Origin of the sequence: Promicromonospora sp. NPDC050880 (genome assembly GCF_044456525.1) — a bacterium.
In the GTDB taxonomy this organism is placed as follows: domain Bacteria; phylum Actinomycetota; class Actinomycetes; order Actinomycetales; family Cellulomonadaceae; genus Promicromonospora.
Genome location: NZ_JBITFV010000006.1, coordinates 134,024 through 151,801 on the forward strand (window position 1 = coordinate 134,024; position 17,778 = coordinate 151,801).

A 17,778-nucleotide genomic window follows, 5' to 3' on the forward strand; every position below is an offset into this window, starting at 1 on the left:
CCGGCGGCAGGTCCGGCACACGGGCCGGGTCTCGGCCGGCTCTCGTGGCAGGACGCCCCGGCCCGCCCGGCGAGCCGTCTACTCCAGGGTCGCGTCCGCCGCGCGCAGCGCGACCGCCGCGAGGTCACCCTCCGTCTCGGCCGCCCAGGCGCGCTGCCGGGCAGCGCCCCCGCCCGAGGCCCACAGGCCGCCCAGCAGGTCGGTCACGGCGTCGAGGTCACCCTGGTCGGCCAGGGCCTCGCGCACGTGCGCCACCAGCGCGCCGACGACGTCGTGCGCCGGGGCCGGACGCCACGTCCGCGGGTCCACGAGGTCACCCTTGAGACCGGACCGGCCCGCCCGCCACAGCGCCGTGCGCAGGATCTCGACCGGTACGTCCGGCGCGGGGTCGTCCGCGGCCCGTGCGGCCGTCTCGACCAGGGCACGGGCCAGTGCCGCCAGGAGCGTCGCGGTGTCCGCCGACAGGCACACGTCCGCCACCCGGATCTCCACGGTCGGGTAGCGCGCCGACAGCCGGGCGTCGAAGTACACCATCCCCTCGTCCAGGATGGTGCCCGTCGCCACCAGGTTCTCGACCGCCTCGTGGTACGCCTCCGGAGTGCCGAACCGCCGCGTGGGGCCCGCCGTGTGCCAGCGCGACCAGACCTGGGAGCGGAAGCTCGCGTACCCGGAGTCGTCGCCCATCCAGTACGGCGAGTTGGTCGACAGCGCCAGCAGCGGTGCGAGCCACGGCCCGATGCGGTCCAGCACGGCGACGCCCTCGGCGTCGTCGGCCACCGCCACGTGCACGTGGCAGCCGCTGGTGAGCTGCTCGCGGGCGGTCAGCCCGAACTCGGCCCGCGCCAGGAGGTACCGCAGCTTGCCGACCGTGGTGCCGGCGAGCGCCAGGGGCGACGTCCCCAGCGCGGCGATGCGGGCGTCGTGCCGGTCGGCCGCCGCCTGGGCACCCGCACGACCCTCCCGGATCGCGGCGGCGATGTCCTCGAGCGACCGGCGCGGCGGCGTGGCCGTCTCGATCTGCTCCTCCATGAGCTCGTGCTCCAGCGGCCCGTCGTCCGGCTGCGCGCTGCCGATCACGTCCTGCGCCCGCGCGATGGGGGCGCCGTCGTGCCCGACCAGCATCAGCTCCTCCTCGACGCCGACGGTGCGCCCGGCCCTGGTCACAGCAGCGCCAGTGCCGCCAGGGCGTCACGCGTCGCGTCGGCGGCCGTCATGCGCTGCGCACGGACGATGTGGTCGCGGCTGGCGTGGTCGAGGAACGCGACCGGCAGACCCAGGTGCACCTGCGGGGTGATGATGCCCTGCTCGCCGGCGCGCTGCGCGAGCATGTCGCCCACCCCGCCGTCCACCACGCCGTCCTCCACCGTGACCACCAGGTCGTGCTCGCCGCACAGCTTGACGAGGTTCTCCGGGACGGGCAGCACCCACGTCGGGGAGGCCACCGTGGCCTCGACGCCGTGCGCCGCGAGCGCCGCGCCGGTCTCCATGGCGCAGGCCGCCATCGAGCCGACGCCGACCACGAGCACCCGCCGGGCCGGGCCGTCCTGGCGGCGGTTGGTGTCGGGGGCGAACCGCCCCACGACGTCCACGCCGTCGAGGGCCTCGAGCGCCGGGATCTCGTCGCCGACGGCGCCCTTGGGGTAGCGGACCACGGTGGGCGCGTCGTCGACGTCGACGGCGGTGCGCAGGGCCTCGCGCAGCGTCGGCTCGTCGCGCGGGGCGGCCAGGCGCAGGCCGGGCACGATGCGCAGCATCGCCATGTCCCACATGCCGTTGTGGCTGGCGCCGTCGTCGCCGGTGACGCCGGCGCGGTCCAGCACGAACGTGACGCCCGCCTTGTGCAGGGCGACGTCCATGAGCACCTGGTCGAACGCGCGGTTCAGGAAGGTCGCGTAGACGGCGACGACGGGGTGCAGCCCGGCGAACGCCATGCCGGCGGCCGAGGTGACGGCGTGCTGCTCGGCGATGCCGACGTCGAAGGTGCGGTCCGGGAACTGCTCCTGGAACGGTGCGAGCCCCACGGGGTGCAGCATGGCGGCGGTGATGGCGACGACGTCGGGCCGGCGGCGGCCGATGGTGACGATCTCGTCGGCGAAGATCTTGGTCCAGCCGAACCGGCTGGGCGCCACGGGCAGCCCCGTCTCGGGGTGGATGACGCCGACGGCGTGGAACCGGTCGGCGATGTCCTCCTCGGCGGGCTTGTAGCCGCGGCCCTTCTCGGTGATCGCGTGCACGATCACGGGGCGGCCGTAGGCCTTGGCGCGGCCGAGGGCCCGTTCGAGCGCCTCGGTGTCGTGGCCGTCGACGGGACCGATGTACTTGATGCCCAGGTCCTCGAACATGCCCTGCGGCGCGACGACGTCCTTGAGGCCCTTCTTGAGGCCGTGCAGCCAGCGCCAGGCGAAGCGCCCGGGCGCCCCGGAGCGGTGCAGGGTGCGCGTGCCCCAGCTCAGGAACGCCTCGTAGCCGCGGGTGGTGCGCAGGGTGTCGAGGTGGTTGGCGAGCCCGCCGATGGTCGGCGAGTAGGAGCGGCCGTTGTCGTTCACGACGATCACGAGCCGGCGGTCCCGGCTCTCCGCGATGTTGTTCAGTGCCTCCCAGGCCATGCCGCCCGTGAGTGCGCCGTCGCCGATGACGGCCACGACGTGGTCGTCCTTGCCGCGCACCTGGTTGGCCTTGGCGATGCCGTCGGCCCAGGACAGGGCGGTCGAGGCGTGCGAGTTCTCCACGACGTCGTGCTCGGACTCGGCGCGGCTCGGGTAGCCCGAGATGCCGCCGCGCTTGCGCAGGTCGGAGAAGTCCTGGCGGCCAGTGAGCAGCTTGTGCACGTAGGACTGGTGCCCCGTGTCGAACACGATGGCGTCACGGGGCGAGTCGAAGACGCGGTGCAGCGCGATGGTCAGCTCGACGACACCGAGGTTGGGGCCGAGGTGGCCACCCGTGCGCGAGACGCTCTCCACGAGGAATCGGCGGATCTCCTCGGCGAGCTCCGGCATCTGGCCGGGCGTCAGCGCCCGGACGTCCTCGGGGAGGCGGATGTCGCTCAGCAGACCCATGCGCTTCCTTTCGTCGTGCCCGGTGAGGGGCGGATCGGGGCCCCACTCTAAGGGTCCCCGACCCCTCCACTGTGCCACGCCCGGCAGTCCTGCCACGGCTGTCTCCGGGGTGCCCGCGATACCTCCACACCGATGTGGCCGGACTCATAGGCACGAGCAGAAGAATTCTTTACCCTTGGTGAACGTGCGATTCCTCCCTGGGCAGTCCCCGGCCACCGACCTCACCTACGGCGACGTCTTCCTCGTGCCGTCGCGCTCGGACGTGACCTCGCGGTTCGACGTCGACCTCTCCTCCGACGACGGCACCGGGACCACGGTCCCCGTCGTCGTCGCCAACATGACGGCGGTGGCGGGCCGGCGCATGGCCGAGACCGTCGCCCGGCGCGGCGGGCTGGCGATCCTGCCGCAGGACGTCCCGGCCGACGTCGTGGCGGCCGTGGTCGCCGACGTGAAGGCCAAGGACCCCGTGATCGAGACTCCGGTCGTCGTCTCGCCGCACGACACCGTGCACAGCGTGCTGACCCTGCTCGGCAAGCGCGCGCACGGCGCCGCCGTCGTCGTGGCCGACGGCCGGCCCGTCGGGGTGGTGACCGAGTCGGACTGCGCGGACGTGGACCGCTTCACGCAGGTCGCCCAGGTGATGTCCGCCGAGCCGCAGCTCCTGGACGCCGCGCTGCTGGACGGGCCGGGCGGCCTGGAGGCGGCCTTCGACGTGCTGCACTCCGCCCGCCTCGACCTGGCGCCCGTCGTGCGCGACGGACACCTGGCCGGCGTGCTGACCCGCAAGGGCGCGCTGCGCTCCTCGATCTACTCCCCCGCGCTCGACGCGTCGGGCCGCCTGCGCGTCGGCGCCGCCGTCGGGATCAACGGCGACGTCGCCGCCAAGACGAAGGACCTGCTGGCCGCGGGCGTGGACGTGCTCGTGGTCGACACCGCCCACGGCCACCAGACCAAGATGCTCGCCGCCCTGGAGGCGGTGCGGTCCGTGGACCCGGACGTGCCCGTCGTGGCCGGCAACGTGGTCACGGCCGACGGCGTGCGCGACCTCGTGGCCGCCGGCGCCGACATCCTCAAGGTCGGCGTGGGCCCGGGCGCCATGTGCACCACGCGCATGCAGACCGGCGTGGGGCGACCGCAGTTCTCCGCCGTCCTGGAGTGCGCGGCCGCCGCGCGCGAGCTCGGCAAGCACGTCTGGGCCGACGGCGGGGTACGCCACCCCCGCGACGTCGCCCTGGCGCTGGCCGCCGGCGCGTCGCAGGTGATGGTGGGCTCCTGGTTCGCCGGCACGTACGAGTCCCCCGGCGACCTGAAGGACGACGGCACGGGCCGCCTGTACAAGGACTCGTTCGGCATGGCCTCCGCGCGCGCCGTCGCGGCCCGCACCGCCGGGAGCGGCACGGCCTTCGCGCGGGCCCGCAAGGCCCTGTACGAGGAGGGCATCTCCACCGGCAAGATGTACCTCGACCCGGCCCGGCCGGGCGTGGAGGACCTGCTCGACGAGATCACGTCGGGCCTGCGGTCCTCGTGCACCTACGCGGGCGCGCGGTCCCTGGCGGAGTTCGCCGACCGGGCCGTGGTCGGCATCCAGTCGGCTGCCGGGTACCAGGAGGGCATGCCGGTCGCCACGTCCTGGTAGCCGCCGGCTCAGCCGACCACGACGAGCCGCCGGGTCGGGCGGGTCAGCGCGACGTAGAGGTCGCGCTCACCGCCCGGCCGTGCGGCGGTGATGCCGCCGGGGTCGGCGACCAGCACGGCGTCGAACTCCAGGCCACGCACCTGGGACACCGGCACCACCCGGACCGCACCGGCCGCGTTCGCCGCGGTGCCCAGGACCTCGGTCAGGCCGGGGACGGCGTCGTCCGCCGCCACGACGGCCACGAGGTCGCCGTGCGCCAGCTCGCGGCCGACCTCCTCCGCGACCGCCGCCGCGAGGTCGTCGCCCGCGGCACGGCGGCGGGGCTCGTCCCCGTGCCGCACCGCCCGGGCCGGCGTCTGGCCGGGGGCGATCCGGGCGAGCAGCGGCGCGGCCTCGGCCAGTACCTCGGCGGTGGTGCGGTAGCAGACGGTCAGCGTGCGCACGTCGGCCCGCCGCGCCAGGTCCCGGCCCAGCGCGTCCGCCCACGACGCCGCGCCGGTCGCCGGCCCGGCCTGCGCCAGGTCGCCCACGACGGTCATGGACCGTCCGGGGCAGCGGCGCAGCACCGAGCGCCACTGCATGGGCGTCAGCTCCTGCGCCTCGTCGACCACCACGTGCCCGTAGGTCCGGGCGGGCGGCCCGTCCAGCAGGTGCGCGGCCTCGTCGAGCAGCGGCAGGTGGGCGGTGGTCCAGGCCGCCTCCCCGCCCGGCACGAGCCCGGGGCGCCGGTCGAGCAGGTCCAGCACCACGTCCTCCGGCACGAGCCGGGGCCACGCCGCCTCGACCGCGCGCTCCAGCGCGACGTCCTCGGCGAGCTCCGCGGCCAGCGCGGTGGGGTCGAGCTCGGCCACTGCGGCGGCGTGCCCGAAGGTGCCGCCGTCGTCCGGGGCGAAGCCGAGCCGCGCCAGGTCCCCGGCCGCGGCCTTGTCGACGTTCACGCCGCCGGTGAGCACCTCGATGTCCTCGTCCAGCTTCGCGAGGAACACGCGGGCGCGCGCCTGCACCTCGTCGGCCACGACGTCCACGACCAGGTCCTTGAACACGGCCCGCGCCTGGTTGTGCGGCAGGCCGGTGCCGACGGCCGTCTCCCGCGCCTCTGCGAGCGCGTGCTCGTCCAGCGTGACCGGGTCGCCGTCCACCCGCACCGTCAGCGTGCCGGACGCCGCCTGGTAGCCCGCCACCACCTCGGCCAGCTCGTCCGCCAGGCGCGCGTCACCCGCGACGCGCCGCAGCTCGTGACCTGCCTCGGGGATCCCGGGCAGGCCCAGCGCGTCGCCGAGCAGGCGGTCCGCCGTGCTCATGGCCACGTCGTTCTCGCCGAGCGACGGCAGCACCTCCGCGATGTAGTCGAGGAACCGGGTGTTCGGCCCCAGCACGAGCACGCCGTCGGCCCGCGCCTCCTCGAAGCCCGCCAGCACGTAGGCCGCACGGTGCAGGGCGACCACGGTCTTGCCCGTGCCGGGACCGCCCTCCACGACCGTGACGCCACGGTGCGCCGAGCGGATGATCGCGTCCTGCTCGGCCTGGAGCGTGGAGACCACGTCCCGCATGCGACCGGTGCGCCGCGCGCTGATCGCCTCCAGCAGCGGGCCGTCCCCGACCACGTCGTGCGGTCCCGGCTCGGTGCCGTCCAGGATCTCGTCGCTCACGCGGGCCACCCGGCGCCCGTCCAGGGCCAGGTGCCGGCGGCGGCGCAGGCCCATCGGGTGGGCGGCGGTAGCGGCGTAGAAGGGTCGCGCGGCCTCGGCCCGCCAGTCGACGAGGAGCTGGTGGTCACCGTCGCTCAGCCCGGTGCGGCCGATGTGCAGGGTGCGGCCGTCGGCGCCGTCGATGCGGCCGAAGCAGAGGTGGTTCTCGGCGGCGTCGAGCGTGCGGGCGCGCCGGTCGAGCATCGCGACCCGCACCTCGCGAGTGTAGGCCTCCTCGGGGTCGCCGGACGGGGCACGCAACGCCTCCGCCAGGTCGGCCTGCACGCGGGCCACCTCGGTGTCGAGGCGGGCGTACAGGACGTCGACCAGCACCTGCTCGGCGGAGCGCTGGTCGGGGAACTGCTCGGTCTGGCGTGACGGCACCGGGTCTCCTCGTGGTCGGGGCCTGGTGTCAACGCGATCGGGTCGCCGAACGTTCCCGGCGTGACACCGCATCCGGGCGCGTTCCCGCGCCCGTCAGGACTCACGCGCCCGTCGTCCGAACGTACCGGCGGTGACGGTGGACCAGGACCGCCGCACGATCTCCTCCAGCACGCCGAGGTCGACCTGCTCCAGGTCCTTGACGTAGAGGCAGCCGACACCCGTGGTGTGCGGCCCGAGCCGGGCCAGCAGCTCCTCGTGCGCGCCGACGCCGTCCGGCAGGTACACCGTGGTGGCCGCCTTGCGCGGCGCGAAGCTCGCCGCCGGCGCCTGGCCCGAACGACCGCTCGCGTACTCGTACCGGTACTGGCCGAAGCCGACCATCGACGTGCCGAACATGCGCGGCTCCTGACCGGTGACGCGACGCATCAGCTCGAGCAGGGTGTGCGCGTCCCGGCGGCGGACGGCGGGCGCGGCACGCTCGACGAAGGCGACCGGGTCACCGTCGGTCCAGGTCGTGGCCATGCGGTCAGTATCCACTCGTCGGCTCCCGCAGGCACCCCGCACGGGGACCCTCGCGGCTGAGGCCGTAAGGTTGTCCTCCTCCACCCCCCCCATCCGGCACCTCATCCGGCGCGCCCGGGTTTGCGCGCCCCGACGAAGGAGGAAACCGTGGTCGCCGCCGACCTCGACGTGACCGTCGACCTCGCCCGGGCGCTCCTGCAGGAGCAGCATCCCGACCTCGCCCGCCTGCCGCTGGAGCTGGTGGCCAACGGGTGGGACAACGTGGTGGTCCGGCTGGGCGACGACCTCGCCCTGCGCCTGCCGCGCCGCGAGCTCGGCGCGCAGCTCATGCGCAACGAGCACAGCGTGCTCCCGCTGCTGGCGCCGCGCCTGCCCGTCCCCGTGCCCACGCCGGTCCGCGTCGGCACACCCAGCGACGCACTCGGCTACCCGTGGCCGTGGGGCGTGGTCCGGTGGGTGGACGGCGTCGCCGCCGCGCTCGTCCCGCCCGCCGAGCGCACGCCGTGGGCCGAGCACCTCGCGCGGGTGTTCGTGGCGCTGCACCAGCCGGCGCCCGACGACGCCCCCGGAAACAGGTTTCGCGGCATCCCGGTCGGCGAGCGCGAGGCGACGTTCGAGGACCGCCTCGGCCTGCTGCCCGAGCGGCTGCACCGTCGCGCCCGCGCCCTGTGGGCGGACGCCGCGAGCGCCCCGGAGTACGACGGCGCCCCGATGTGGCTGCACGGCGACCCGCACCCGGCCAACCTCGTGACCGCGGGCGGCCGGTTGGCCGCCGTGATCGACTTCGGCGACGTGACCAGCGGCGACCCGGCGTCCGACCTGGGCGCCATGTGGCTCACGTTCGACGCCGAAGGCCGCCGTCGGTTCCGGGCCGTGGTCGACGCCCAGGCCCGGGGCGGGCGCGGCTGGGACGCCGGGATGTGGCGCCGTGCCCAGGGCTGGGCGCTGCTGTACACGACGATCTGCTTCTCCTACCCGGACACCCACCCGGTCATGGTGGGCGTCGGCGAGCACGCGGTGGAGCAGCTCCTGGGCTGAGCGACGGCCTAGAGCCGGACGGCGGTCGTGTTCGCGCCGCACACCAGCACCGCGACCCGCTCCCCCGGTGCGGGCACGTAGGCGCCGGACAGCACGGCGGCGAGCGCCGTCGCCCCGCCCGGCTCGGCCACGACGCGGGCCGTCTCCCACAGGGAGTGCTGGGCGGCCGCGATGGCCTCGTCGGTGACCAGCACGGAGCGCTCGACGAACTGCTGGGCCAGGGGGAACATGAGGCGGCCCACCTGCTGGGGCGCGAGCGAGTCGGCGGCGATGCCCTCGGTGGGTGCGTCGACCGGTTCGCCGGCCGCGAGGGCGCGGTGCAGGGTCGGCGCACCCTCGGGCTCCACGGCCACGACGCGCACGTCGCCGCGGAACCAGGCGGAGATGCCGCCGATCAGCCCGCCGCCACCCACGGCCACCAGCAGGGTGTCGAGGTCGGGCAGGTCCTGGGCGATCTCCAGGCCGAGGGTGCCCTGGCCGGTCAGCGTCTCCACCTGGTCGTAGGCGTGCACGGTCATGGCGCCGGTGCCGGCGACGAACTTCTCGCTGGCGGCCAGGGCGTCGGCGTAGCGGTCGCCGCCCACCACGAGCTTGGCGCCGTAGCCGCGGATGCGGTCGGCCTTGGCCGCCGACGTCACGCTCGGCACGAAGATCGTCGCGGGGATGCCCAGCCGGGCCGCGGCGTAGGCGACGGCGGCCCCGTGGTTGCCGCCCGACGCGGCCACGACGCCGGCGTGGGGCACGTCGCGGGTGAGCAGGCTGGTGAACGCGCCCCGCGCCTTGAACGAGCCGGAGTGCTGGAGGCACTCCAGCTTGAGCGCCAGCGGGTGCGCGGGGCGGCCGAAGTCGGCCAGGTCGGCCTCCAGCACCGGGGTGTGCCGCACGTGCGGGCGGATCAGGGCCTCGGCCGCGCGGATGGCGTCGCGGGTCACGTCGGTCATCGGTTCCTCCTCGGGCATCACGCGATGCCCAGCTCTCGGGTGCGGTCCCAGGGCTCGGTCCAGCCGAGCTGGTCGAACACGGCGTCGAGGATGCCCGCGGTGAACCCCCACACGAGGTGGGTGAGGTCGCCGTCGTGCACGTGGAAGCCCGGTCCGCGCCAGGTCTGGCGGCCGCGGCGCAGCACCGTGGTGAAGCGGTTGCCCGGGTCGAGCAGGTCGGCCACGGGGGCGCGGAACACGTGGGCCGACTCGGCGACGTCCACCACGCGCACGGGCGTGGGGCGGGCCCACCAGCCGAGCACGGGTGTGACCACGTGGTTGCTGACGGGCATCGGCAGCTCGCCGAACGCGCCCAGCACCTCCACCCCGGCGGGGTCGAGCCCGGTCTCCTCCTCCGCCTCGCGCAGGGCGGCCGCGACGGCGTCCTCCCCGTCCTCGGCCCGGCCACCCGGGAAGGCCACCTGCCCGGCGTGGCTGCGCAGCGTCGCGGCACGGGCCAGGAGCAGCACGTCGAGATCGGCCGGCACCGCGACGTCGGGGTTCGCGGCGCGGTCGGCGGGCAGGTCGTCGAGCACGCCGAACAGCACGAGCACGGAGGCGGGCCGGGCGTCCGCGGTGAAGTCGCCGCGCGCGTGCCGCCACGGCCCCTCGAAGCCTCGCTCGGCGAGGGCGACCAGCTGCTTGCGTGCGGATGCGGAGGAGCTCACCGCCCGACCTTAACCCCGCGCGGTGACACCCGGTCCAGGGCGGCGAGGTCGGCGCCGTGGGCCACGAGCAGGGCCCGCGCCGCCGCCAGCGCCCGGTCGTACACGCGATCGTCGCCCAGCAGCAGGGACCGGTCGTTCGCGGCGTTGAGCAGCGCGTTCACCTCGAACGCGACCTGTTCGGGGTCCGTGTCGCCGGACAGGTCGCCGGCCTGCGCCGCGAGCTGCGCCTGGTGCACCAGGTACGCCTCCCAGTCGCGCTGCGCCGCCACGACGGCATCGCGTACGGCGCCGGTGCGCATGTCGAACTCGACCTCGACCGTGCGGAAGAAGCAGCCGCCCCGGAACACGCGCGCCCGGGAGTACGCGGTCCAGGCCAGCACGAGCGCCCACAGCCGCGGCAGGCCGCGCGGGGCGGACCGGGCCGGGACGATCACGTGCTCGGTGTAGATCTGGCGCGCGCGCTCGACCGCGGCGAGCTGGAGCCCCTCCTTGGACCCGAACAGCCCGGCGATGGCGCTCTTGTTCACGGGGGCGGACGCCGCGAGCGCGCCGAACGACAGCGCCTCCAGGCCGCTCACGGAGGCCTCCTGCACGGCGGTGTCGAGCACGGTGCGGCGGGTGCGGTCGCCGCGCAGGCGCCTGCCGTCGGTCTCGGTGCCGGTACCCGCGTCGCTCGCCATGGTGGAAAGTGTACGACCGTTCGGATACTATCCGTACGGTCGTCCAGATTTCTCCCGACAGGAGCTCCCATGCCCCGGATCCACCCCGCCGTCCGCGCCGCGTTCCGGGTCACCGGCCGCGTCGCGCCGCCGCTCGCGCTGGCCGCGTCCTACCGCGCCTTCCGCACGATCGGCGCGCCCGCGCCGGTGCGCACCGCCGACCGCGCCGTCCACGAGCGCGCCCGCCGCGGCGAGCTGCGCGTGGCCGGCGAGCGGGTCGTCACCTACGCCTGGGGCGACCCGGCCGGGGACCCGGTGCTGCTGGTGCACGGCTGGCGGTCGCGGGCGTCGCGGTTCGCGCGCCTCGTCGAGACCCTGGAACGGTCGGGCCGCCACGTCCTGGCCTACGACGCCGTGGCCCACGGCGACTCGACCGGCCGGTACACGACGATCCTCGACCACCTCGCGATCATGCGCCGCATCGCCGACGACGCCGGGCCGCTGGCCGGCATCGTCGGGCACTCGTTCGGGGCGCTCGCCGCGGGCACCGCCGTCACGGAGGGCGTGGACGCCGCAACGTATACCGCCGTCGCCGCCGCACCGTCGTTCGACGCCCTGAACGACGGGTTCGTCCGGGCGATCGACCTCCCGGCGACCCTGCACGACCGGCACGCACGACGGGTGGCCACACGACTCTTCCCCGACGAGCCGGATCCCGCCGCCCGCTTCGACCTCTTCCGCCACCCCGTGGCGGCGCCCGCCCTGTTCGTGCACGGGTCGCGCGACCGGGAGATCCCGCCGGCCTCGTCACGCGCGCTGCACGCCGCACACCCGGGCAGCCGGCTGGTGGAGCCGGACGCCGGGCACAACGGCGTGCTGGACGCGCCGGAGACGCTCGGCGCGGTCCTCGGGCACGTCACGGCGGGCGCGGTGAACTCCGCGTGAACCCCTCGGTGAACATCGCGCGACATCACCAGCCAGATATCCGAAACCTTCCCTGACCTGCACGGACGTCTTAGGCTTGCGCCCGGTTTGTGCCGATTTCACGGCGCCGGTCCCGGGTGGAGGGAAGAACGATGGAGTACGCGAGCGACCACGCCCTGGCGGCGACCGCGGTCAGCATCCTGGGCGCGCTGTGGTTCGGCTGGACCGTCCGGCACTCGGGCCCGTGGACCCGCCTGGCCCCGGTCGCCGGGCTGGTCCTGGCCGGCGTCGTCGCAGCCCTCGGCGCCCTGGCCGCCGCACGGGCCTGGCCGGACGGCACGGTCGCGACCGGGCGGGTCGTGAGCATCTACGTCGCCGCCCTGGCGGTGCACGCCGGCCTGACCCGCCTGTGCACCGGCCTGCTGGCGAGCCGGTACCGCCGGGCGGTGGCAGCCGCGAAGGACGAGGCCAAGGCCGCCGTGACCGTGGGCAAGCAGCGGGTGCACCTGATCCCGACGGTCGTCGCGATCTCGACGGCGCTCCAGGTGGCGGTGATCGCGAACACCCTCGACGTCCCCGCGCTCTACCTCGGCGCCGCGGCCGGGATCGCCGTCGCACTGGCCGCCTGGCCGCTGGGCTGGGTGCTGCGGGCCGTCCCGCACCCCCGGGGCCACCGGCCCACCGTGGCGCTCGTCCACCCGCTGACCGGCCTGCTCACCGGCGCAGTCCTCGTCGCGACGGCGGCCCTGGTGCTCCTGCCGTAACCACCTTTTACCGGTGCGAGCCGACGAAGTCTGACGATCGACCTTCATCTTTTGCTTGACACTCGGCAGAAGTCGCCATAGGTTCACAAAGCCACCTTGTGGTGCACAACACGCATGCGAGCCATCTGTCGCCATACCGGCAAGGCGGCCGTATGCGTCCTGAGGGCACGACCGTCGCCGCTGACGGTCATCAGCCGACGTCCTGGGAGGCAACGACGATGTGGTCCACCTCGTGACACCGCTGTCAGCGACTCCCCTCCCTCCCGATCCCTGTCTCGTCGGGCCGGCCTGACCGCGACCCGACGGTGTCGAACGGAGACGCATGCCTGAGCACAGCACTGACCACCGCCCCGCATCGGGCGGTGTGTCCCGCCGTACCGTCCTGACCGGAACCCTCGCCGGCCTGATGGCGCCGACCGCCGCGCTCGCGCTCGGCGCCGACAGCGCGGTCGCCGCCGGACCGGGCCCGATCACCACGCTGGGCACCACCCGGCACATCACCATCTACGCCGAGGCCCTGCCCGGCGGCCAGTACGGCTACGGGCTGGCCCCGGGCAAGGCCACCATCCCCGGCCCCCTGCTGGAGATGTGGGAGGGCGACACCCTGCAGATCGAGCTCGTCAACAACACCGACAAGCGGCTGTCGATCCACCCGCACGGCGTGGACTACTCGACCGACTCGGACGGCAGCCCCTTCAACGCCTCGTTCAACGAGCCCGGCGAGACCCGCACCTACACGTGGCGCAGCCACGTGCAGACCCAGCTCGACGACGGCCACTGGGTGCCCGGCTCCGCGGGCTACTGGCACTACCACGACCACGCGATGGACGGCGAGCACGGCACGGCAGGCCTGCGCGCGGGCCTGTACGGCGGCCTCGTGGTGCGCCGCAAGGGCGACATCCTGCCCGACCGCACCTACACGGTCGTGTTCAACGACATGACCATCAACAACAAGGTGGCGCCCGACACCCCGATGCTGGAGGCGAACCTCGGCGAGACCGTCGAGTTCGTCGCGATCGGCCACGGGGACCAGCTCCACACCTTCCACCTGCACGCCCACCGCTGGGCGAACAACCGCACCGGCTACCTCGCGGGCCCGGACGACCCCAGCCAGGTGATCGACACCCGCGACCTCAACCCGGGCGACTCGTTCGGCTTCCAGGTCAAGGCCGGGCAGAAGGTGGGCGCGGGCGCCTGGATGTACCACTGCCACGTCCAGTTCCACTCGGACGGCGGCATGGCCGGCATCTTCCTGGTGCGCAACGCCGACGGCTCCATGCCCGAGGGCGCGCAGGACGCCATCGACCGGTTCCACGAGCACGGCGGGCACACGACCGCCACCAAGACCGCCGAGACCACCGAGTCCTCGACCGACAGCCACACCGGCCACTGACCGCCATGCACTCACGCGACACAGGCGTGGTGAAGGGAGCAGCAATGGAACGGACAGAACGACGAAGGATCCGCGGGGCGGACGCCTCGCGCAGGACGACGCGGGGCGCGTTCGCCGCGCTCGCCGGTGCGGCGCTCGTCGTCAGCATGGCGACGGTCCCCGCCCAGGCGCAGCGCACCACGGTGGCGGACGCCGCCCCCGTGGCGGCCGCGACGCAGGACGCGGCCGACGTCACCGTGCTCGTGTTCTACGGGGCGCCCGCGCAGCAGCGCGACCCCGTGACGACGGCGGTGCGGACCTTCCGCGAGCTGGGTGCCGAGCACGGGTTCACCGTGGAGACGGCCAGCGACCCCAAGGTGTTCACCGCGAAGAACCTCGCCGCCTACCGCGGCGTGGTCTTCCTCTCGGCGGAGGGCGTCGAGATGAGCACCGCGCAGGAGGACGCGCTCAAGGGCTACGTGCAGGCCGGCGGCGGCTTCCTGGGCGTGCGCGACGCCGCGCGCGCCCAGGACCGCTCCCAGTGGTTCACGGGCCTGATCGGCACCCGGCCGGCCGGCAACCTGCCGGACCCGCTGGACGTCGCGAGCGTCACCGCGAGCGCCGAGAACCCGCCGAACGAGGACGCGCCGAACCTGATCGACGGCGACTCGAACACCAAGTGGCTCGCGTTCGAGCCCACCGCGGTGATCGACCTGGAGCTGGCCGAGCCCGCGGTCGCCACGCGCTACGCGCTCACGTCGGCGAACGACTTCGCCGGGCGCGACCCCCAGGACTGGACGCTGCAGGGCTCGGCCGACGGCGAGACGTGGACCGACCTGGACTCGCAGGCGGACCAGGACTTCCCGGAGCGCTTCACGGCGCAGGACTACCGGTTCGAGAACGAGACGGCCTACCAGCACTACCGCCTGGACATCACGGCGAACGCAGGTGACGACCTCACCCAGCTCGCCGAGATCCAGCTCTTCGACGCCTCGGGCGAGCAGGAGCCGGACCCGGTGGTGCCGGTGCAGGAGGCGACGGTCAACGTCCTGGACCCCGCGCACCCGGCGGGCGAGGGCCTGCCCCAGAACTGGACCCGGTCGGACCGGTGGCTGAACTGGTCGCCCAACCCGATCGGTGACGTGCACACCGTGGCCCAGGTCCAGGAGTGGGACTACGAGCCGGGCGAGGGCGCGAACGGCGCGTTCCACCCGATCTCGTGGTGCCGGGACTACGACGGCGGCCGGTCGTTCTACACCGGCATGGGCGGCACGGCGGCGAGCTACGCCGAGGAGGGCTTCCGCGACCACCTGCTGGGCGGTCTGCTGTGGTCCACGGGCATGGTGCGCGGCGACTGCCAGGCCACCATCGCGGCCAACTACGAGTCGGAGCGCCTGACGGCGCAGAACGCCGCGGGCACGCTCGACCAGATCGGCGAGCCGCACGGCCTGACGGTCGCGCCCGACGGCGGCGTCTTCTACATCGGCAAGGCCGCCTGCCCCTCGGGGCCGGTCGTGCCGTGGGAGGACCCGGACGTGGGCCTGGGCTGCGGCACGGTGCACCGCTGGGACCCGGAGAGCGAGACGACGACGCTGCTGACCACGCTCGACGTGATGGGCAACCGCGGCAGCGGCAGCGAGCTGGTCAAGAACGAGGAGGGTCTGCTCGGCATCACGCTGGACCCGAACTTCGAGGAGAACCAGTGGGTCTACCTCTACTGGATGCCGCACGAGTCGATCGACGTCGAGCGCCGCGTGGGCCAGCGGACGGTGTCGCGCTTCACGTACGACGCCGAGGCGAACACCATCGACCAGGCCACGCGCGTGGACCTGCTGCACTGGGACACGCAGATCCACAGCTGCTGCCACGCGGGCGGCGGCATGGACTTCGACGACGAGGGCAACCTGTACATCGGTTCGGGTGACAGCAACTCGTCGGGCGGCTCGGACGGCTACTCCGGCAACAACTGGACCCAGGAGTTCGCGGGCATCTCGTTCCAGGACGCGCGCCGCACGGCGGGCAACACGAACGACCTGAACGGCAAGATCCTGCGGATCCACCCGGAGCCGGACGGCACGTACACGATCCCCGAGGGCAACCTCTTCCCGGAGGGCGAGTACCCGGCCGACAAGACTCGGCCGGAGATCTACGTGATGGGCGTGCGCAACATCTCGCGCCTGGCCTACGACTCCCAGAACGACTGGCTGACCGCCGCCTGGGTGGGCCCGGACGCCGGACTGCCGGACCCGGAGCTCGGCCCGGCCAAGTACGAGACCGCCACCATCATCACGGAGGCGGGCAACCACGGCTGGCCGTACTGCATGGGCAACAAGCAGCCCTACCGCGACCGGAGCAACGAGGACGCGAGCGTCCTGACCGGCTGGTACGACTGCGACAACCCGAAGAACACCTCGCCCCGCAACACGGGCCTGGTGGACCTGCCTCCCGTCAAGGACAACATGATCTGGTACTCGCCCAGCGGCGGCGGCCCGGTCTTCCCCGAGAACGAGGAGGGCATCCCGTCGTACGTCGACTCCGAGGCCACCTACACGCTGCCGTACCTGCGCGGCGGTGGTCAGGCCGTGATGGACGGCCCGACCTACCACCGGTCGGAGGTCGACACCGACAGCGGCGTGGCCTGGCCGGCGTACTGGGACGACAAGTGGTTCATCGGTGACCAGTCGAACGCGAACAACCGGATCGCCGTCACGGTGAACCCGGACACGGTCGAGGAGGCCGGTCCCCCGGTCTACGCCGAGGACCTGCGCCAGATCATCTCGGGCGGCAACGGCAACGCCGAGGTGCAGCAGTGGATGGACGCCAAGTTCGGTCCGGACGGGGCGCTGTACCTGCTCGACTACGGCGGCGGCTTCTTCTCGCTGACCAACAGCCAGAAGCTGGTCCGGATCAGCTACACGGGCGGCCCGCCGACCCCGCTGCCGGCCGGCGCCGGGGCGAGCGTGCAGAGCGACCCGCTGACGGTCGCGTTCACGGGCAGCGACTCGGGCGGCGTCTCCTACGCCTGGGACTTCGGTGACGGCACCACCTCCACCGAGGCCGACCCGCGGCACACCTACGCCCGCGTGGGCAGCTACGAGGCGACGCTGACGGTGACCTACGCCGACGGCGAGACGACGACCCTCGACGTGCCGGTGACCACCGAGTGCACCATCCCGGACGACCGCGACACGGTCTGGATCGGTGACGTCGACAGCGGCGTGGCCAACGACGACCTGGGCGGCTGCACGATCGCGGACCTGATCCGGGACGAGGCCGAGTGGGACACGAACGGCCGGTTCGTGAACCACGTGACCGCGGTGGCGAACCAGCTCCTGGCGGACAAGGTGATCACCCGCAAGGAGCGCACCGCGCTGCTGGCGGCGGCCGAGGAGTCGGGCATCGGCGCGGAGGGCAGCCCCACCGGTTACCGGTGGCTGTTCGACGGCACCGCCGAGTCCCTGGCCGGCTGGCGGCAGGCGCCGGGCGGGCACTTCGACCTGAAGCCGGACGGGTCGATCCGGGCGCAGGGCGGCCTGGGCATGCTCTGGTACCCGGGCGAGGAGCTGGGCGACTTCTCGCTCAAGCTCCAGTTCAAGGACGTCGCGCCCGGTGACGGGCACGCCAACAGCGGCGTCTTCACCCGGTTCCCCGACCCGCGCGTCCCGCAGGACGAGCGCCCCGGGTGCGGGCAGGGCACCGACGCCGAGGCGTGGGTGGCGATCTACTGCGGCCACGAGATCCAGATCTACGACGGGACGACCGGGGAGCCCCAGAAGACGGGATCCGTGTACAACTTCGACCCGAACGGCCTGGACGAGGCCGGGGTGACCCCCAAGGGCGAGTGGAACGACTACGAGATCCAGGTGGTCGGCCAGCAGTACACGATCATCCGCAACGGCGTGGTGATCAACGAGTTCGAGAACTCGCCGGGCAAGGAGTCCTCGCGCGCCGGCGACCCGCCCACGGACCTGCGGCAGTTCCTCACGGGGTTCATCGGGCTGCAGAACCACAGCGACGCGGACGCCATGGAGTTCCGCAACATCCGGGTGCGTGACCTGTGAGCACGCCCCGGACCGCGAACAGGAGA

Annotated in this window: 13 protein-coding genes; 6 read left to right on the forward strand and 7 right to left on the reverse strand. The window is 73.8% G+C overall.

Annotated features, from left to right (window positions below; all coding sequences use genetic code 11):
* Nucleotides 1–78: 78 nt before the first annotated feature.
* Nucleotides 79–1,164 (reverse strand): glutamate--cysteine ligase, encoded by a 1,086-nt coding sequence (locus ACIBBF_RS12915; RefSeq protein WP_397413657.1) that lies wholly within the window; start codon nucleotides 1,162–1,164, stop codon nucleotides 79–81.
* Nucleotides 1,161–3,056: a 1-deoxy-D-xylulose-5-phosphate synthase gene (gene dxs / locus ACIBBF_RS12920; RefSeq protein ID WP_397413660.1), complete on the reverse strand. Its 1,896-nt coding sequence runs from the start codon at nucleotides 3,054–3,056 to the stop codon at nucleotides 1,161–1,163. Before dxs ends, ACIBBF_RS12915 begins: the two co-directional genes overlap by 4 nt.
* A 184-nt stretch (nucleotides 3,057–3,240) precedes the next feature.
* On the opposite strand from dxs, the gene ACIBBF_RS12925 reads away from it, so the two are divergent.
* On the forward strand, nucleotides 3,241–4,692 hold the full coding sequence (locus tag ACIBBF_RS12925) for a GuaB1 family IMP dehydrogenase-related protein (protein WP_397413662.1): 1,452 nt from the start codon (nucleotides 3,241–3,243) through the stop codon (nucleotides 4,690–4,692).
* Nucleotides 4,693–4,700: 8 nt separating this feature from the next.
* On the opposite strand, the gene ACIBBF_RS12930 is transcribed toward ACIBBF_RS12925, so the two are convergent.
* Entirely contained in the window at nucleotides 4,701–6,764 is a 2,064-nt protein-coding gene (locus ACIBBF_RS12930) for a HelD family protein (protein WP_397413664.1), read from the reverse strand.
* 93 nt (nucleotides 6,765–6,857) lie between these two features.
* Entirely contained in the window at nucleotides 6,858–7,286 is a 429-nt protein-coding gene (locus ACIBBF_RS12935) for a DUF1801 domain-containing protein (RefSeq protein WP_397413666.1), read from the reverse strand.
* A gap of 147 nt (nucleotides 7,287–7,433) precedes the next feature.
* Between ACIBBF_RS12935 and ACIBBF_RS12940 the strand changes: the two genes are divergently transcribed.
* Nucleotides 7,434–8,324, forward strand: a complete 891-nt coding sequence (locus tag ACIBBF_RS12940; RefSeq protein ID WP_397413668.1) for an aminoglycoside phosphotransferase family protein — start codon at nucleotides 7,434–7,436, stop codon at nucleotides 8,322–8,324.
* 8 nt (nucleotides 8,325–8,332) lie between these two features.
* Here ACIBBF_RS12940 and ACIBBF_RS12945 read toward each other — a convergent pair whose 3' ends face one another.
* From ACIBBF_RS12945 to ACIBBF_RS12955, 3 genes are read right to left on the reverse strand one after another with little or no spacing between them, the layout of a single operon-like run.
* Nucleotides 8,333–9,265, reverse strand: a complete 933-nt coding sequence (locus ACIBBF_RS12945; protein ID WP_397413670.1) for a threonine/serine dehydratase — start codon at nucleotides 9,263–9,265, stop codon at nucleotides 8,333–8,335.
* Between the two features lie 17 nt (nucleotides 9,266–9,282).
* Nucleotides 9,283–9,972, reverse strand: coding sequence for an NUDIX hydrolase (locus ACIBBF_RS12950; RefSeq protein ID WP_397413672.1), 690 nt, complete (start codon nucleotides 9,970–9,972; stop codon nucleotides 9,283–9,285).
* Nucleotides 9,969–10,652: a TetR/AcrR family transcriptional regulator gene (locus tag ACIBBF_RS12955; RefSeq protein ID WP_397413674.1), complete on the reverse strand. Its 684-nt coding sequence runs from the start codon at nucleotides 10,650–10,652 to the stop codon at nucleotides 9,969–9,971. Before ACIBBF_RS12955 ends, ACIBBF_RS12950 begins: the two co-directional genes overlap by 4 nt.
* Before the next feature lie 69 nt (nucleotides 10,653–10,721).
* Between ACIBBF_RS12955 and ACIBBF_RS12960 the strand changes: the two genes are divergently transcribed.
* From ACIBBF_RS12960 to ACIBBF_RS12975, 4 genes are all read left to right on the forward strand, one after another.
* Complete coding sequence (locus ACIBBF_RS12960) at nucleotides 10,722–11,576, forward strand: alpha/beta fold hydrolase (RefSeq protein WP_397413676.1); 855 nt, start codon at nucleotides 10,722–10,724, stop codon at nucleotides 11,574–11,576.
* Nucleotides 11,577–11,707: 131 nt separating this feature from the next.
* On the forward strand, nucleotides 11,708–12,319 hold the full coding sequence (locus ACIBBF_RS12965) for a hypothetical protein (RefSeq protein WP_397413678.1): 612 nt from the start codon (nucleotides 11,708–11,710) through the stop codon (nucleotides 12,317–12,319).
* A gap of 322 nt (nucleotides 12,320–12,641) precedes the next feature.
* Nucleotides 12,642–13,712 carry a multicopper oxidase domain-containing protein gene (locus ACIBBF_RS12970; protein WP_397413680.1) on the forward strand — a complete coding sequence of 357 codons (1,071 nt, stop codon included), beginning with the start codon at nucleotides 12,642–12,644 and terminating at the stop codon, nucleotides 13,710–13,712.
* 44 nt (nucleotides 13,713–13,756) lie between these two features.
* On the forward strand, nucleotides 13,757–17,752 hold the full coding sequence (locus ACIBBF_RS12975; protein ID WP_397413683.1) for a ThuA domain-containing protein: 3,996 nt from the start codon (nucleotides 13,757–13,759) through the stop codon (nucleotides 17,750–17,752).
* Nucleotides 17,753–17,778 lie beyond the last annotated feature (26 nt).

What these genes read in the sequence shown, in the direction of transcription:
- dxs (WP_397413660.1), bottom strand. Translation starts at nt 3,056, where the DNA reads ATGGGTCTGCTGAGCGACATCCGCCTCCCCGAGGACGTCCGGGCGCTG.
- ACIBBF_RS12945 (WP_397413670.1), bottom strand. Translation starts at nt 9,265, where the DNA reads ATGACCGACGTGACCCGCGACGCCATCCGCGCGGCCGAGGCCCTGATC.
- ACIBBF_RS12965 (WP_397413678.1), top strand. Translation starts at nt 11,708, where the DNA reads ATGGAGTACGCGAGCGACCACGCCCTGGCGGCGACCGCGGTCAGCATC.
- ACIBBF_RS12970 (WP_397413680.1), top strand. Translation starts at nt 12,642, where the DNA reads ATGCCTGAGCACAGCACTGACCACCGCCCCGCATCGGGCGGTGTGTCC.
- ACIBBF_RS12960 (WP_397413676.1), top strand. Translation starts at nt 10,722, where the DNA reads ATGCCCCGGATCCACCCCGCCGTCCGCGCCGCGTTCCGGGTCACCGGC.
- ACIBBF_RS12935 (WP_397413666.1), bottom strand. Translation starts at nt 7,286, where the DNA reads ATGGCCACGACCTGGACCGACGGTGACCCGGTCGCCTTCGTCGAGCGT.
- ACIBBF_RS12955 (WP_397413674.1), bottom strand. Translation starts at nt 10,652, where the DNA reads ATGGCGAGCGACGCGGGTACCGGCACCGAGACCGACGGCAGGCGCCTG.
- ACIBBF_RS12975 (WP_397413683.1), top strand. Translation starts at nt 13,757, where the DNA reads ATGGAACGGACAGAACGACGAAGGATCCGCGGGGCGGACGCCTCGCGC.